Here is a 16904-nt window from a genome sequence, read left to right as displayed (position 1 = left end):
TATTTAAGCAGCGACCAATCGCTCTGCTTTCTTAAAACTCAAAATCTTACAGGTTTTTGCTTCGATCAAAATTTCATTAGGAATCGTTTCTTGCCGTTTAGGCCAACCATAGGTACATAACACCATTGACCAATCACCATTGAATTGCGGTAAGTGAAATGGCTGCTCTTGATCATCGGCATTAAAAATACAAAACAACGCATCATCGTTAATAGTGTGGCTATTTTCACTCTCTAGTCCGTCACTTAAGTCGAATTCACTGTCTAAGTAACCACTGAAATCGTCGTCTTTCTTCGCTAACATCATGGCAAAACTTTTCAAAGAATCACTCTCCCAATCTGCGGCCATCATTCGTTTGCCACTCGGATGAAACCAATCGATGTCATTAATGCCACTGTGCTGACAAGTTAGATCGCCATGTGGATAATCGATCCGAGTTAGCAGAGAGTACTTTTTTCTTAGTTCAACTAAGTATTGAATAAGCGTTAGTTGTGAGCTCTGCTCATTCGATAAAAGGTTCCAATTCAGCCAATAGTGTTCGTTATCTTGGCAGTAGGCATTGTTATTGCCTTGTTGAGTGTGACTTCGTTCATCCCCCGAAAGGATCATGGGCGTGCCCTGAGCGATGAAAACGCTGGTGATTAAATTCCGCTTTTGTCGTTGCCGTAAGTTCAGTATTTCTTGATCATCAGTTACGCCTTCTGCACCATAATTAGCCGAGTAATTATTGTTGCATCCGTCTCGATTATTTTCACCATTCGCTTGATTATGCTTCTCTGAAAAACTCACCAAATCCTCTAAACAAAAACCGTCGTGGGCCGTCACAAAATTGATACTGGTACGAGCCGTTCTTCCTTCACGAAAAAGTAAATCATGTGAGCCATGCAGGCGCTTGGCAAACTCGGCTAATTCACCGTCATCTCCCCGCCAAAAACGGCGCACACTGTCTCTAAATCGATCATTCCATTCATACCAACGGTTGGGGAATTGACCAAGTTGATACCCACATTCACCCAAATCCCATGGCTCGGCAATGAGCATTACCCCCGATAAACTTGGGTCTTGCTCAATCGCCAATAATAATGGATGTCGTTTATACCCTTTGTTAGTGACTTGTCCGTTATGATTGCGCATCATTGAGCTTGCTAAATCAAAGCGAAAGCCATCAACTCCCATGTTAACGACCCAATACCTTAAACAGTCCATTAACAATTGAATCACCGCTGGGTGAGCAACATTTAATGAGTTTCCGCAACCTGAAAAATTTTGATAAAAACGCGGACTCTGAGAGTCGAGATAATAGTAACTTTTATTGTCGATGCCTTTAAAACTTAGCGTGGGACCGAGATGATTTCCTTCTGCCGTATGATTAAAGACAACGTCTAAAATCACCTTAATTCCGGCGCTATGCATGGTATTAACCAGCAACCGAAATTCTTGTAAAGATTCCTTAGAACAATATTTAGGTTCTAGTGCAAACAGCGAAACGGGGTTATATCCCCACACATTGGTCAACCCCTTATCATGCAGATGACTTTCTGAAGCAAACGCTGTAATGGGCATCAGCTCGATACAGGTGACACCCAACCGTTTAAGGTATTCTATGTTCGACTCACTCGCGAGTGCAGCAAACGTACCGCGTAACGCTTTAGGAATATGTAAATTGCCTTGGCTGTAGGTTCGAACATTGACTTCATAGATAATGTCAGCCGCCTTATCATTATTCTCTTTATTTTGGCCCCATGAACCTCTGACATTCTTGTTTACACTGTCTATTATGCTGTCTCTTACATTCTCTTTTACAACCACGCATTTTGGAACCACCTCCGAATTGTCTCGCTCGTCCATGATCAGATCATTTTGATTGTCTGAAACATGCCCCTTCTGGTAGCCAAAATTTAAATCCGAGTTTTCGACTGGCGCACTTAACTTGCGTGCATAAGGATCGATGAGCAATTTGTTAGGATTAAATCGATTACCTTGCTCTGGTGCATAAGGGCCCCAAACTCGATAGCCATAATGAGCCCCCTCTTGAATGCCATGAATTTTTGCATGCCATACATGATTGGTTTTGTGAGCTAACTCAACTTGCTCAATTGAATGACCCGTCTCAGGATCAAAAAAGCAAACCTTTATTTTCGATGCATGCTCGGAATAGATCGCGAAATTAACACCATCACTCTCAAGTGTCGCACCTAAAGGGTAAGCGCTTCCAAAGCTCACTTTCACTATTTTTCCTCCCATCGAAATAGGCAGGTTGCCAGAGGAGGAACAGTAATCACTATTCGATGTTCGAGTGGTTCATCATTTATATGGGTTGAATTTATTCCACCCATATTTCCCTGATGACTACCGCCATAACAGTCGGCATCTGTATTTAATATCTCTCGATAAAAACCAGCACAAGGAACTCTGATACTGTATTGATGATGAACTTGAGGGGTAAAGTTACAGACAATAACAAGTAGCTCACTCGGTCGTTCACAATCAACGCTCGACTCTTGACGAATGAACGCAAAGATCGAAGAACCTGAGTCATTGGTTTGAATCCATTCAAAGCCATCTGCTCGATGATCAGTCCGATACAATGCTGGCGAGTTGGAGTAAAGTTTATTTAAGTCTCGTATCAGCGATTGAACTTGCCCATTTCTCGTCGAATTAAGTAACGACCAATCTAATTCTGAGTCAAAATCCCATTCATTTTCAGTCGCTAACTCAGCGCCCATAAACAGCATTTTTTTACCCGGATGACTCCACATAAAAGCAAAATAGGCTCTTAGGTTTGCAAAACGTTGCCAATCATCGCCCGGCATTCGAGTCAATAATGTTCCTTTTTCGTGCACCACTTCGTCATGACTCAAGGCTAATATAAATCGCTCGTTGAACGCGTAGTCAATTCCAAAAGTTATTTCATTAGCGTGATACTCGCGATGAATCGGATCTCGTTTCATATACTGCAACGTATCGTTCATCCACCCCATATTCCATTTAAAATCAAAACCGAGTCCGTCTAAATGGTTAATCGTTGTAACATCGGGCCAAGCACTGGACTCTTCCGCAATCGTGATGCAGTCAGGAAAATGCTGTTTTACTTCTCGGTTAAAACGCTTCAAAAAATCAATCGCTTCTAGATTCTCATGACCACCATAAATATTAGGTAACCACTCGCCTTCTTTGCGGCTGTAGTTTAGATACAACATCGATGCAACGGCATCCACTCGAATTCCGTCTACATGAAACTTGTCAAGCCAACGCAATGCACTAGCAATCAATATTTGAGAAACTTCTTTACGACCAAAATTATAAATCAAAGTATTCCAGTCAGGATGAAAACCACGTCGAGGATCTTTGTGCTCAAAAAGACAGGTTCCGTCAAATTGTTTTAAGCCGTGATCATCACTCGGAAAATGTGCAGGAACCCAATCAATCAGCACGCCAATTTGATGTTGATGGCAGTAATCGACAAAATATTGAAAGTCTTCCACAACATTTTTGCCATCTGTTTTAAACCGACTGGTCACCGCAAACAATCCCGTTGGCTGATAACCCCATGAGCCATCAAACGGGTATTCACTGATTGGAAGCAATTGAATATGAGTAAAGCCAAGGTCGCTAACGTAATCTACCAATTCATGGGCAAGTTCACGATAGTTAAAAAAGCAGCCATCACTCTTTCTTCGCCACGAACCAAGATGAACTTGATAGATGCTCATAGGCGAACTGGCTTTTTGATATTTAGCGCGTTGATTTATCCAAGTATGATCGTTCCAAGTGTATGCTTTTTCATGCACTACAAGGCTGGCATTACCAGGTCTTAACTCACCTTGCTTAGCAAAAGGGTCAGCTTTGAGTGGCAAAAGGTTTCCATGGCGATCTTTTAATTCAAACTTGTACCTTTGACCTAACTCGATGTTCGGAATGAAAATCTCCCAAGCGCCAATCTCATAGCGTAACCTCATCGAATGACGGCGACCATCCCAGTGATTGAAGTCGCCAACAACGGATACATGAGAAGCATTCGGAGCCCAAACACTAAAACAAACACCGGATACACCCTCGTGTTCAACAATATTTGCACCAAATAACTCGTCTAACTGGTAACAAACGCCTTGCTCAAACTGCTGTATTTGCTTTTCAGAGATGACTTCTGAAAACTGATAAGGATCGAGACATTGAACAATAGCATTTTCCGTTGCAATTTTTAGCGCGTAGCGAAATCGATTCTTGCGCCGAGTTTGAATAAAGTAAAAACCACGCGGGTCGAGTTTTTTCATTTTATGAATAACGCGACCAGAATTAGGGTCAATCATGGCAACGGATTTTGCTTCCGGTGCAAACACTCGACATTGCAACTGGCCATCTTGATTTGGATGGAGTCCTAGAAAGGCAAACGGATTGCTATGACGCGCCTCACAGAGCGCGTCTATGTCACCTTCAAAGTCTTGTTCAATCGACAATGCCACAGTCATTTTCAGGAAGCTTTCAAGGTCGGCTCAAACGCATGTCGACTTGGTACCAATGACCAAATTTTGTTTTGGTAATCGATTATCGAGCGATCAGAGTTAAACTTACCCATACAGGCCGTGTTGATTATCGCCATTTTTGCCCAATTTGACTGGTTTCGATACGCTTGATCAACTCGGTACTGTGTTTCAATATAGCTTTGGTAATCCGCCAAAACACGATAGGGATCGCCACCATCGAGCAAGCTATCGCGAATTGCGCGCAGTTCACCACTTCGTCCCGGCGTAAATTCATCGGTCAACAGCCAATCTAAAATAAACTTCAATTCTTCATTATTTGAATAATAAACGTTCGGATCATACCCGTCCTTTTCGAGTGCTTTAATTTCATCAACGGTGTGACCAAATATAAAAATATTGTCGCGTCCAACTTCTTCCGCAATTTCAATATTGGCTCCATCGAGCGTTCCAATGGTGAGTGCACCATTCAGAGAAAGCTTCATATTTCCTGTGCCGGACGCTTCTTTACCTGCCGTAGAAATTTGTTCACTCAAATCGGCAGCAGGAATAATTTTCTCTGCTAAAGAGACGCGATAATTTGGCAAAAAGACAACCTTAAGCTTATTGTTAATTCGCGTATCATTGTTAATCGTATCTGCGACACAATTAATGGCATAAATAATTTCTTTCGCTAAGTAGTATCCTGGCGCTGCCTTTGCACCAAAGATAAATACTCGAGGATGAATATCATATTCTGGGTTATCGAGAATACGTTTATACAAGGTTAAAATATGCAGAAGGTTTAAGTGCTGTCGTTTATATTCGTGCAAGCGTTTAATCTGCACATCGAACATTGCTTCGGCACTAACCTCAATTCCCGTTAGCTGCTTAATGACCTTAGCCAAAGCCTGTTTGTTCTCGAACTTTACGTTCATAAACTGTTGCTGAAATATTGCGTCGTCAGCGAACTCATTAAGCTGCTTTAAGGCATCTAAGTTTCTCGCCCAGTCTTCCGATACATGTTGAGAAATCAATTGACTCAACTTCGGGTTACACACTTTCAACCATCGTCGAGGTGTGATTCCATTCGTCACATTGGTCAGCTTCTCAGGCCATAGCTGATGAAATTCAGGAAATAAATCACGTTTAACCAGTTCAGAGTGAATTGCCGCAACACCATTCACTCGATAAGAAGCGACGACGCATAAATGGGCCATACGGACCATTTTCTCAGCACCTTCTTCAATCAAAGATAGATCACGCCGTTTTGTCATATCACCCGGCCATTGCGATTGGACAAGGGTATTCAAGAACCATTCATTGATCGAATATAAAATTTCTAAATGCCTTGGAAGCACCAACTCAAATAAGCGCACCGACCATTTTTCTAACGCTTCCGGTAACAACGTATGATTGGTATAAGCAAAGCTTCGCTGACAGATAGTCCATGCTTCGTGCCACTCAACTTGATGTTCATCCATCAACAAACGCATCAATTCTAAAATCGCCAATGTCGGATGTGTGTCATTCAATTGAATGACAAAATGTTCTGGTAACTTGTTCCAAGCGTTTCCATGTACATTTCGAAAACGCTGCAAAATATCTTTTACAGAGCAAGCGCAGAAGAAATACTGTTGAATAAATCGAAGCTCTTTTCCCGCATCGGTTTCATCATTCGGGTACAAAACTTTGGTGATGGTTTCAGCTTGGTTTTGCGCATAGTGAGCGTTTTGATATTCTCCTGCATTGAACGCGTCCCAATCAAAGTGACTTGACGCTCGACTCTCCCATAACCGCAGCGTATTCACCACTTGATTGTTATACCCGACAATTGGAATATCCCAGGGAACCCCACGAATAATTTGCCCAGGATGCCAAACTCGACATCGCTCGCCGTTTGCGTCGATTTTCCACTCTAAGTGGCCGTATAAAAAAACCTCTTGCACCGCTTCTGGGCGACACACTTCCCAAGGCGAACCGTATTCTCGCCACTCGTCTGGTGTTTCGATTTGGCGACCTTGGTGAAACTGCTGCTCAAACAAACCGTGTTGATAGTGAATGCCGTACCCCATAGCATCTAAGTCAAGCGTCGCCATTGAATCAAGATAGCAAGCGGCCAATCGACCGAGGCCGCCATTACCAAGAGCCAAATCATGCCCTTCTTCAAACAAGTCCGTTAAATCGACGCCCCATTCCTTTAGTGCTAGCTCAGCTTGTTCAAACAAACCTAGGTTATGCAAATTATTGCTCAACATGCGACCCATCAAATACTCCAGGGATAAGTAGTTGATGGATCGCTGTTGCTGTTGCCGTTGTTTCTGGGTGTCTTGCAAACTTTGATGAATCACATCATTGACCGCCATGCAGGTGGCTTTTAAGAAGGCTTTCGAACTCACCTTTGCAGCTTCAGGCAGTGCAGTGCTGTTAAGGTAGTGCTGAACCCTACGCTTGAAGGTTTCTTGGTCTAAGGGCGTTAAATTCGCCATATTAATACTCATCTAGTCAAAATTTTTTCAACATATTCTTTGCACCGTTATGGTCGCTATCCATTTGATACTCTCGTTCGCCGGAACTCTTATCGACAGCTCTCTTTTCGAAAGCTCGAGCGACGGTTGTGTACCTCTTCCTATGCAAACATAAGCAAAACGGCTCGCCGCGCTTAACAGCAGATAGCCCAAACCACTGAGCAACCTGCAGTGTCGATAGCGCTTTTTGCTTGTACCGAAAGAACGAGGAAAATTAATGCAAAGACCTTTATGGAAACGTTACTGATTCCCTGGATTGGGCGCAATAGACTGCATACGTATGCATAAGCCAAAATGGGTGCATACGTATGCAGCCATGTATTTTCAATATTCCTTTATGAATCAAATAATTAACTCTCTATTTAGAGCAATACCGCTAACCAATTCAGCTGCTGCTTTGCAGCAATATAGGTTTCAAAAAGAAAACTCGATTAACATTGCTTTTTGGCCTGAGATTAATTTGCACTAAAACGCATTTTTTTAATAAAATTGGAACAGGCAAAACCAGTCCCTATCTCATTGATTTTCAATCATTAAATATTTCCAAACGAGATTCACCACTCCATCTTTTTGGTAATTTCCCACAATAATTCTCGGGTTTTTGTGACGGTTATCATTATTTAATTTACTTATATCAATGTTTCGCTATAATTCGCCTTAACGGACTAACTAATAATTGCGATAAGGGAGTACACGCCATGAAACGATCCATTTTCCGTTTATTTCAAGCATCTATCATCACCATTTTTGGCTTCGCCGCGAACAGCGTTTTTGCTGCTTATGGCATCTGTTTAAAGAAAGAAATATCTGCCGATGGCAGCGCTTGGTACGACGCAAATACTCAAGCTGAGGCCGTTCTAATTACCGATACAGCCTTCTTCAGATTTACCGTTAGCAAATGCCCCGATAATCCAGGTGGCCTGAATAATATCGTGCTAACTGATGATTTAATCGGTTTAACTCAGTCGATTGAAGATCTTCCTCACAGCACCACCGAATGGCCAGAACGTATTTTTACTACTCAGGTAGACGGTTACTGTGACGGTCAAGGATACAAAGAGAATGTTGCTCAAGTGACCGCTTTGAACCAATACGGCGGCGAAGTTGCACCGGCTAGTGATAACGCTTGGGCAATGTGTGAAGACATTCCTACCGGTGGCGAAGGCTGTACGCCCGGCTATTGGAAGCAATCACAACACTTTGATTCATGGGCTGTTGACACCAATACGACTTTCGCAGAAGTATTCGGTCGCTCTATTGAAATTCGTGTTAAACGCCAAGGTAAAGTTTACGAACCAACATTACTTGAAGCACTCAACGCGACCGGTGGACAAGTCAACATGGCTGCTCGACATGCCACTGCAGCTTACTTGAACGCCATGAACTCAGGCGTCATGTTTGACATCACTCCAGCTTCGGTTATCGAAGCTTTCCAAAGCAGCTTCGACAACGACAACTACGGTGTCTTAATCGAAAACTTAGTTAACCTTAATGAACAAGGTTGCCCATTAAACTAAGCACTGTTTGCAAGAAACAAAAAGCCCGAACTCTGTTTCGGGCTTTTTTTTATCACATGCACTAGCAAATTCATCTAAAAAGCTTTGATTATTTTACCTTAACAACATTCGCCGTTAATATGGCTCCATGTCTCTTAACAACCATAACTTTTGACGAACAATACTGGAACTATGACTGTAAAAATTTTCGGCATAAAAAATTGCGACACCATGAAAAAAGCGTTCAAGTTTTTTGAACAACATAACATTGACTTTGAGTTTCATGACTATAAAAAGCAAGGCCTTTCAGAAGCGCTTGCACAAGAATTCATTGCTCATATACCTTTAGAAACACTGGTTAACAAGCGGGGCACCACTTGGCGAAAATTAGATGATGCCATTAAAGACCGCTTATCAACAGACAATGCCGCGGCCTTGATGATTGAAAATACCAGCGTTATCAAGCGACCTATTGTGTTGAATAAAGGCCAATACTTGGTTGGCTTCAATCTCGGTGACTACGAAAAAGAGTTTTGCTAATGACTCAAAACGTTCTTGCATTGACTAAGCAGTTGATAGCTCGCCCCTCTGTCACGCCTAAGGATGAAGGCTGCCAATCGCTCATGATAGAGCGTATTCAACCGCTTGGATTTATTGTTGAAAAAATGGACTTTGAAGACACCGAGAACTTTTGGGCGTTAAAGCCTGGCCAATCTCAAGAGGCTCCAGTACTTATATTCGCAGGTCATACAGACGTAGTACCTGCTGGCAACTTAGACAAATGGCAGACCGATCCCTTTTCCCCAACTGTTCAAAATGGTTTTTTATATGGCCGTGGGGCAGCCGACATGAAGGCCAGTCTCGCGGCAATGGTGGTGGCTACCGAACGGTTTCTTTCACAACACCCAAACCCCAAAGGTAGTCTAGGCTTTTTGATTACCAGCGACGAAGAAGGTCCTTTTATCAATGGAACGGTGCGAGTGGTCGACACGTTAATGAAAAGAGGACAAAGGGTTGATATGGCCATCGTAGGTGAGCCCTCCTCGCGGGCTGAGCTCGGAGACGTGATTAAAAATGGTCGTCGCGGTTCGTTAACTGGATGGGTCACGGTTCATGGCATGCAAGGTCATGTCGCCTACCCTCATTTAGCCAAAAACGCGTTGCATGAGTCCCTTCTTGCACTGCATGAACTGGCTCACAAGGAGTGGGATGCAGGAAACGCAGCGTTTCCTCCAACCAGCTGCCAGATAACCCACGCTGCGGCTGGAGCCGGAGCTGGCAACATTATTCCAGGTGAGTTTAAGTTTGAGTTTAATTTTCGCTTCTCAACCGAGCAAACCGCTGAGGGTCTCAAAACACAAGTTGAAACGATTTTACAAGCTCATCAGCTGACCTACGATATCGAGTGGAAACTCAATGGCGAGCCTTTCTTAACCGATCAGGGGCCATTACTCGATGCCTGTGTTGAATCGATACGAGAGATTAGCGATCGGGAAACCACGCCTGAAACCAGTGGGGGAACCTCAGATGGACGATTCATCGCTAAAATGGGCGCGCAAGTGGTCGAGCTTGGTCCGATTAACGCCACCATTCATAAAGTGAATGAGTGTGTCAGTATCGACGACTTAGAGCCACTGGCAAACATTTATCAGCGTATTCTTGAAAAGACGTTGTTGTAGCGAGATCACCATGTCAAATGCTCACTCAAAGGCTATCGTCTATGGAATGCCAAACTCAGATCTCAAAACCGTTGAGATTAACGGTCAAGAGATCACTGTGCACAAGGAAGTGGTGAAACCGTTAACTCAGTTATTAGGTCAGTTAGACAACGATGGCTTAACAACAAACGTCGTTAGCCATTGGCGCTCATTTGATCATCAATGCAGCATTTGGACTGCCAAGTGGCAAGGCAAACGAACGCTGCTCGATAGAAATGAATGCCCCCTTCAAACGGAAGCACTTTCTAACGAACAAAAGTTCGACGCATTGTGTTTTTGGAGCGCTATACCAGGACTTAGTCGCCACCATTGGGGAACAGACTTTGATATTTTCTTAGCTAAACCCATGGCCGAGGGTTATCAGCCCCAATTGATACCTTCTGAGTTTTCGTCCGAAGGACCTGCCGCTTCATTGGAGGTATGGCTTGATAAGCACTTAACCGACTATGCTTTCTATCGGCCTTATCAAGATGGTTTTAGTGGAGTGAGTCCGGAGCCTTGGCACATCAGTTACTACCCAGTAGCCACTGAAATGTTGAAAAAAGTGGAGGCAACCGAAGTAGCCTCCTTAATAAAGCACAGTAAACTGCCAGAGAAAAACTTTATTGTGGAGCGACTGGAACGCTACATTGCAGACTATGTGGAAAAAGTGGCTCCCCTGCCTTAACCCTTTGCAAAGCGAGCCTTTGAAACACGGACTAACAACTCTTACCCTTTTAACGAGCTCGACGACGGCGACGACGTGCAACACGCTTCATCATGTCATCATTGTTGTGACTAGCTTCCGTTTGTGTAGACGATTTCACAGAGCTTTCTTGCGTTAAGTTTTGCAACGATTTTTGGAGTTGCTCCACTCGGCTTTGCGTCTTCAAAATTTCTTGATCCATAACACTTATCGGATCTTGTTGCTTTTGAGAGCCCGCTCCATTCAATTCAACACGCGGTGTAGGCTTCACTGGCGATTCTACTTCGCTCGCTTTGTTTGCTCGCAATTTGCTAGAGACTTCGCTGGTATGAAGCTGTCTTACGGTGGCCTTTTTCTTATTCTGCGCAATCGACGCCGTATAATCAGATTTAACTCTGCGCTCCGCAACATTTGAGTTCATTTGCGATTTTGATTGAGCAGTTTGGTTTGACGGCGCTTGACCAGCAACTGGGCGCGGATGTTTACTCGATACGGTGTGGGAAACGTTCTCATCTTGCCGTTTAATCTTCGCCCACTCGTTCAGTAATGCCTTACGTTCAGCGTACTGACGCTTTTCCATCTCGGCCCACTTGAGTCGAAAGCTCGCAGTTGGACTATCGGTTGGCGGAACAGAGCGGCGCTTTTTGACGCCAGTTGCAGTAAGGTCAGTATTTGCTGACGTTCGCTTTCGATTCTCATTCATTATATTTTTATCCGAATTAGACTCAGCTTGAGTAGCATCATAGCGAGATTGGTTTGCCGAAAAAGTATCGAGCCATGCCCGGGCAGACATCCACTTGGCTAGCTCTGAGTTCCAAACAGAGAAACCCTCTCCAGACCCCACTCGCTCACGTAATTGATGTTGAGTAAAAGGCCCTTCAACTCGGCCATTGCGACTAAAATACCAGCACTTACCTTGCATGATCATTGCTCCTTGCATTGCAATGACGTAAGTCTAGATTAACCCGTATAATTTGCTGTGATAGCAATCACAGGCGCTGTTTTCTTTTCGGAGTTGTTGTTCAAAAAATGAACCAGTTCACACAGGTTCTGTGACGGAAGATACTTTTAGATGGTATTTTTTGATGATATTTTTTAGAAGGTATTTTTAGATAAGAATTTTCAATGTGCCGCATGGTCGCTTTAATTTGATGGAAGCTCAAAAGGCTCTATCGAACCTTGCTTATAAGAACCTCGCTTAAAAACTATGCCCAAGAAAGATATACGAGGCGCTAGAATAGCGATTACGCCTCGTACTCAGTAACGCAATCAATTTAAACAAATCAGTAAAGCCAAGTCAGTTAGACTAGGTCAGTTAAACTAACCCCGCTAAACTAGGAGCAATACGAGCGGTTTTGCTCAAGCCGCTCTAATAGAGAGCCTTGGCCCTTTTAGAACATGTGTTGTCCACCGTTCACTGATAAGTTTGATCCGGTGATAAAGCCAGATTGCTCAGATGCTAAGAAGGATACGGCATGCGCAACTTCTTCTGGCAATCCCAAACGTCCAACCGGAATTCCCGAAATTATGTGCTCACGAATTTCTTCTGCCACCGCCATCACCATTTTGGTCGCAATATAGCCAGGTGAAACCGTATTGACAGTAATTCCCTTACGAGCAACTTCTTGCGACAGCGCCTTGGTAAAACCATGCATTCCAGCCTTGGCTGCGGAGTAATTGGTTTGACCCAATTGACCTTTTTGGGCGTTGATTGAAGAGACATTGATAATTCGCCCATACTGGCGCTCAATCATTCCATTAATCACATTCCGGGTCATATTAAAGACGGAATCTAAGTTGGCACTCAGAACTTCACTCCATTGATTTTGCGACATTTTCTTTAATGTAGCGTCTCTAGTTACACCGGCATTGTTAACCAAAATATCTATCGGTCCGAGTGCCTCTTCAACATGGGCAATGCACGCGGTGCAAGAGTCATAATCGCGCACGTCGCCATAACTGATATCAAATTCGTAGCCTGCTTTTGCCTGCTCTTGCTGCCAAGCTCTCGCTCGATCATGGTCGCCACCGCTGTTGTACCCAGCTGCAACTTTATAGCCCTCTTGTGCTAAACGCTGACAAATCGCCGTACCTATACCACCTGTTCCACCTGTTACCAATGCAACTCGAGACACCATACTGACTCTCCTGTTAGTAATTTCCTGATCGATGTTGACTACGCAAACTATACCTTATACATGACTATTTTATGAAGTCATTCACTTTACTGAATTTTCTCGCGATAATATTGCGTGAATCGATAATGCACATTGACTATAGAAGGTGACATGCCAGTTTTCCAACACGCTTTTGGCGACAACCAACTCGAGCGTTACCCAACGACTCATGATCCGAGTTTACTGCCCTGGGATCATGCCGATCACCTTTTACTGCAAAGGACTCAGCAATGGTTAACCACTTTTAGCCCGCAATCGATAAACGAGACAGAACCGCAAAAACATATTTTAGTCATCAACGATCACTTTGGCGCATTGAGTTGTGCTTTGGCGTTAGCTGCTCGGTTAACTCATTGGAACGATTCCTATTTGAGCCATAAAGCAACTGAATACAATTTAAAGCGCAATCAACTCCCTGCCATAAGCGGTGCTTCGAGTCATCACTCGCTACCTGCACAGGTTGACCTGATTATCATTCGACCAACCAAAAACTTGAGCTTTTATCGCCAGCAATTAACTCTATTAGCCTACCTTTATCCCGCGACACCCATATTGATCGGCATCATGCAAAAGTTCATTACCACAAATCTACGGACCATCAATGAAAACTTCGTAGACAATTTAAATCCTGGTCGCGCAGAAAAAAAAGCTCGCGTCTTGCAAGGTGAAATGGTGTCGAGTGTTAAACAGCTTCCAGAAGAATTCTCCAGCTTTGTAATTCCACCAATGCGGGATGTGCCAAGCTTAATTATCGCCAACTTACCTAACGTTTTTAGTCATCAGTCATTAGACATTGGCGCACGCTTTTTAATCGAACATTTTCCGCGGGACTTAAACGTCACAGCCATTGCCGATCTCGGATGCGGTAACGGTGTTTTATCTATTGTTGCAAGTTTTTACTATCCAAATTCACGAATCTTCGGTTTTGATGAGTCATACAGTGCTGTTCGCGCCGCAGAAGAAACCTTTCGACTGAATGACAGAAGCAATGGCCAATTCATTACCAGCAACATTTTTTCTGAGGCATCTGAGCAAAAGTTTGATTTAATTTTATGTAACCCTCCCTTTCATCAACAAAGGCGAACAACAACCGACACGGCCCATTTCATGTTTAAGCAATCCTTACAGAAGTTGCAACCGAATGGCGCAATGATCGTGGTCGCCAATCGACACCTTGACTATCACAAAGTGTTACGAAAACTTTTTGGAAACGTTACATTCATCGCATCCAATAACAAGTTTGTTGTATTACAATCAACATTCAACCCGTCAGAGGAGTGAATAATGACTCGAAGCTTTTTTTAATTCTACTAAGTATTGGCTTAATCAGCTGCAGCGGTAGGCCGACCCACTACACCATTGATCCAGAAGTATCTTTTAATCAATCAAACAAAGTAGAAAATAAAACCGCAATGGTGGAAGTCATTCCTCCAGCATCGCAAGTAAATAGCGATCAGGGAAAGCTTTCTCTCAATGCAGACAATGACTTCGCAAAATCAGTTAAGCAAGGGCTTATCGATGGTTTAATAAAATCAGGGTATAAAATCAGTTCGAACAAACACTTCTCTGATGTGGTTATTCGATTAAACTTCTCAGAGTTCTCTGTGGTTATCGAGCCGAGTGCTGTGAGCGATGAAATTATTGTTAAAGGTAACCTCGCCGTTGAACTCACTCGAAAACCGAAAACATTCCGAAAAACATTTTCTCGTTCGCAACAACTTATCGTCGTCGGTCAAGCCAATGATTCAGAAGTTACCGGACTAACGAACGACGTTGTTGGAAAGCTATTAGCAACCGCTCTCACTGATGATAGTGTACAAGATTTCATCAGCCAGAATATGCAGTAACATTATATAGCCGCGGTGTTTGATGAAGACACAATATATTGAATAATTTTGCTAAAACCTACCGATGAACTAAAATTTACTATGAGTCGAATCAAACAGCGTCTGGCGTTTTTCGGCTCTTTTAACCCTCTACATTTCCACAAGGCGCTCTATGCGCCTTTTTTTTGCCCGTTAGATGCAGTGAAAACTCCACCGCTTGTCGCGAAAATGCCTCATCTCATGAAAATTATGTGTTACAAGTCAAAGATTTATCGACTAGAATAGCCTAAGTTAGAAATGAAATAATGCAAAAAGAGAGCAAAATTATGAAAAAGCAACTGTCTGTCTTAGCGATCGCATCGTTATTCAGCCTAGCGACTCAAGCTGACATGCTTGGCGTTTATGCTGGGTATGGCCATTGGAAACCAGACTTCAAAGGAACCATCGCCAACGGTTCTACACAATCTTTAGATTTTGACTCAAACATCAATGTCGACGATGACAACCAATCGACACTCTACATCGCTTTCGAGCATCCGATTCCAGTTATTCCAAACATTCGAGTTGCCGATCAAGATATGTCGTCTTCAGGTTCCGGAACCTTCACCGGTACCTTTGGTGGACAAGCCTTTGCAGGTGATGTAGATACCGACTTCGATTTGAGTCATCGTGATTACACTCTGTACTACGAAATTCTCGACAATTGGGTAAATTTAGATCTCGGACTTACTGGTCGAAAATTTGACGGCTACGTTCGAGTTACTGATGCCAACAATGCCGCTAACGAAGCCTATGAAACCTTTAATGAAACGCTCCCTATGCTGTATGGCAAAGCGCGTTTCGATTTACCTCTGACCGGTTTAAGCTTAAGCGCAACACTTAACTATATTAGTCACAGCGGTAACACAGTAACCGATACCGCATTTGTACTCGGTTATGAAACGTCGTTTGGCTTAGGCATTGAAGGTGGTGTTCGAAACTTTTCTCTCGAATTAGATGATGAAGATGACTTCACATCCGATCTCGAATTCGATGGTGTTTTTGTCAACGCAACCTATCATTTTTAGTCGCAACTTAAAAAGACTAATAAATAGTTGTTCTAAACTGCATCAGTCATTAAACTGGCTTAATGACTGATGCAATTATCGTTTCTCATCTAAAAAAATCCTTTGACTCTCTTGTCGCAGTCAACGACGTTTCATTTTCTGTCAAGCAAGGAACTTGTTTTGGCTTATTAGGTCCAAACGGTGCAGGAAAAACCACCACTCTTGAAATGATTGAAGGCTTACTCAAGCCAGATCACGGTGAGATAAACTATCCGCACAAACCCGATCATTTAAATACTCAAGAATTTATCGGGATCCAATTTCAAAATACTGCCTTGCAAGATCATATTACCGTTTATGAATCACTCTCGATGTTTGCAGATTTGTACAGCAATCGAGAGCATATGGATTCACTCATTACCCTATGTGCTTTGCAAGACTATTTACAGCAAAATACACAAAAGCTGTCAGGTGGACAACGACAGCGCCTGCTTTTAGCACTCGCATTAATTCATAACCCTCAAGTCATCTATCTCGATGAACCAACAACTGGGCTGGACCCTCAATCGAGAAGAAATTTTTGGGAGCTGGTTAAAAAGATTAAATCACAAGGCAAGACCTTATTATTAACCACTCATTATATGGATGAAGCTCAAATTTTATGCGACGAAATTGCGATAATGGATCGAGGAACCATCATTGCGCAAGGTGCACCAACGCAACTTCTAAAACAGCATTTCAGTAGCAACCTTATTCGTTTGCCATCCACATTTTTAGACAAACTCCAAACCTCATTCAAAGATAGAATTGATCAATCTCAAGACTATATTGAACTTGCCTCAGAAAATGTCGAATTGGATATACAAGCGCTTTTGCGGTTGAATATTCCATTACAAGATCTTTACATACATAAGCCTAACCTTGAGGATCTTTTTATAAGTTTAACTGGGCATCAACTGAGAGGCTAA

The 16904-nt window shown here is 43.0% G+C and carries 13 protein-coding genes; 8 read left to right on the top strand and 5 right to left on the bottom strand.

Annotated features, from left to right (window positions below):
• Positions 1 to 3: 3 nt before the first annotated feature.
• From glgX to Q9312_RS17150, 3 genes are read right to left on the bottom strand one after another with little or no spacing between them, the layout of a single operon-like run.
• On the bottom strand, positions 4 to 2229 hold the full coding sequence (gene glgX, locus Q9312_RS17160) for a glycogen debranching protein GlgX (RefSeq protein ID WP_309202083.1): 2226 nt from the start codon (positions 2227 to 2229) through the stop codon (positions 4 to 6).
• Entirely contained in the window at positions 2229 to 4469 is a 2241-nt protein-coding gene (gene glgB / locus Q9312_RS17155; RefSeq protein WP_353961545.1) for a 1,4-alpha-glucan branching protein GlgB, read from the bottom strand. Before glgB ends, glgX begins: the two co-directional genes overlap by 1 nt.
• Before the next feature lie 2 nt (positions 4470 to 4471).
• Positions 4472 to 6949: a glycogen/starch/alpha-glucan phosphorylase gene (locus tag Q9312_RS17150; protein ID WP_309202082.1), complete on the bottom strand. Its 2478-nt coding sequence runs from the start codon at positions 6947 to 6949 to the stop codon at positions 4472 to 4474.
• 737 nt (positions 6950 to 7686) lie between these two features.
• Here Q9312_RS17150 and Q9312_RS17145 point away from each other — a divergent pair.
• The 4 genes from Q9312_RS17145 to Q9312_RS17130 all read left to right on the top strand — a co-directional run bounded on the left by Q9312_RS17145 (position 7687) and on the right by Q9312_RS17130 (position 10869).
• Positions 7687 to 8505 carry a hypothetical protein gene (locus Q9312_RS17145; protein ID WP_309202081.1) on the top strand — a complete coding sequence of 273 codons (819 nt, stop codon included), beginning with the start codon at positions 7687 to 7689 and terminating at the stop codon, positions 8503 to 8505.
• Between the two features lie 171 nt (positions 8506 to 8676).
• Positions 8677 to 9024: an ArsC family reductase gene (locus Q9312_RS17140; protein WP_309202080.1), complete on the top strand. Its 348-nt coding sequence runs from the start codon at positions 8677 to 8679 to the stop codon at positions 9022 to 9024.
• Positions 9024 to 10163 (top strand): succinyl-diaminopimelate desuccinylase, encoded by a 1140-nt coding sequence (gene dapE, locus Q9312_RS17135; protein WP_309202079.1) that lies wholly within the window; start codon positions 9024 to 9026, stop codon positions 10161 to 10163. Before Q9312_RS17140 ends, dapE begins: the two co-directional genes overlap by 1 nt.
• Positions 10164 to 10173: 10 nt before the next feature.
• Complete coding sequence (locus Q9312_RS17130) at positions 10174 to 10869, top strand: M15 family metallopeptidase (protein ID WP_309202078.1); 696 nt, start codon at positions 10174 to 10176, stop codon at positions 10867 to 10869.
• Positions 10870 to 10918: 49 nt separating this feature from the next.
• On the opposite strand, the gene Q9312_RS17125 is transcribed toward Q9312_RS17130, so the two are convergent.
• Entirely contained in the window at positions 10919 to 11809 is an 891-nt protein-coding gene (locus Q9312_RS17125; RefSeq protein ID WP_309202077.1) for a DUF4339 domain-containing protein, read from the bottom strand.
• Positions 11810 to 12278: 469 nt separating this feature from the next.
• Positions 12279 to 13025 carry an acetoacetyl-CoA reductase gene (gene phbB / locus Q9312_RS17120; RefSeq protein ID WP_309202076.1) on the bottom strand — a complete coding sequence of 249 codons (747 nt, stop codon included), beginning with the start codon at positions 13023 to 13025 and terminating at the stop codon, positions 12279 to 12281.
• A gap of 150 nt (positions 13026 to 13175) precedes the next feature.
• Between phbB and Q9312_RS17115 the strand changes: the two genes are divergently transcribed.
• The 4 genes from Q9312_RS17115 to Q9312_RS17100 all read left to right on the top strand — a co-directional run bounded on the left by Q9312_RS17115 (position 13176) and on the right by Q9312_RS17100 (position 16904).
• A complete protein-coding gene (locus Q9312_RS17115; protein ID WP_309202075.1) occupies positions 13176 to 14345 on the top strand; it encodes a class I SAM-dependent methyltransferase in 1170 nt (389 codons plus the stop codon).
• The gene (locus Q9312_RS17110; RefSeq protein WP_309202074.1) at positions 14342 to 14911 is read left to right on the top strand and encodes a YajG family lipoprotein; all 570 of its coding nucleotides are present in this window, start codon (positions 14342 to 14344) and stop codon (positions 14909 to 14911) included. Before Q9312_RS17115 ends, Q9312_RS17110 begins: the two co-directional genes overlap by 4 nt.
• Before the next feature lie 305 nt (positions 14912 to 15216).
• Positions 15217 to 15957, top strand: coding sequence for a TIGR04219 family outer membrane beta-barrel protein (locus Q9312_RS17105; RefSeq protein ID WP_309202073.1), 741 nt, complete (start codon positions 15217 to 15219; stop codon positions 15955 to 15957).
• Between the two features lie 62 nt (positions 15958 to 16019).
• The gene (locus tag Q9312_RS17100) at positions 16020 to 16904 is read left to right on the top strand and encodes an ABC transporter ATP-binding protein (RefSeq protein WP_309202072.1); all 885 of its coding nucleotides are present in this window, start codon (positions 16020 to 16022) and stop codon (positions 16902 to 16904) included.

The sequence above is a fragment of the Pleionea litopenaei genome (assembly GCF_031198435.1).
GTDB lineage: Bacteria > Pseudomonadota > Gammaproteobacteria > Enterobacterales > Kangiellaceae > Pleionea > Pleionea litopenaei.
This window is presented reverse-complemented; position numbering and strand designations above follow the sequence as displayed.

Excerpts from the sequence above, each read along its gene's own strand:
- glgB (WP_353961545.1), bottom strand. The coding sequence starts at position 4,469 with ATGACTGTGGCATTGTCGATTGAACAAGACTTTGAAGGTGACATAGAC.
- Q9312_RS17150 (WP_309202082.1), bottom strand. The coding sequence starts at position 6,949 with ATGGCGAATTTAACGCCCTTAGACCAAGAAACCTTCAAGCGTAGGGTT.
- Q9312_RS17145 (WP_309202081.1), top strand. The coding sequence starts at position 7,687 with ATGAAACGATCCATTTTCCGTTTATTTCAAGCATCTATCATCACCATT.
- Q9312_RS17140 (WP_309202080.1), top strand. The coding sequence starts at position 8,677 with ATGACTGTAAAAATTTTCGGCATAAAAAATTGCGACACCATGAAAAAA.
- dapE (WP_309202079.1), top strand. The coding sequence starts at position 9,024 with ATGACTCAAAACGTTCTTGCATTGACTAAGCAGTTGATAGCTCGCCCC.
- Q9312_RS17130 (WP_309202078.1), top strand. The coding sequence starts at position 10,174 with ATGTCAAATGCTCACTCAAAGGCTATCGTCTATGGAATGCCAAACTCA.
- Q9312_RS17125 (WP_309202077.1), bottom strand. The coding sequence starts at position 11,809 with ATGCAAGGTAAGTGCTGGTATTTTAGTCGCAATGGCCGAGTTGAAGGG.
- phbB (WP_309202076.1), bottom strand. The coding sequence starts at position 13,025 with ATGGTGTCTCGAGTTGCATTGGTAACAGGTGGAACAGGTGGTATAGGT.
- Q9312_RS17115 (WP_309202075.1), top strand. The coding sequence starts at position 13,176 with ATGCCAGTTTTCCAACACGCTTTTGGCGACAACCAACTCGAGCGTTAC.
- Q9312_RS17105 (WP_309202073.1), top strand. The coding sequence starts at position 15,217 with ATGAAAAAGCAACTGTCTGTCTTAGCGATCGCATCGTTATTCAGCCTA.
- Q9312_RS17100 (WP_309202072.1), top strand. The coding sequence starts at position 16,020 with ATGACTGATGCAATTATCGTTTCTCATCTAAAAAAATCCTTTGACTCT.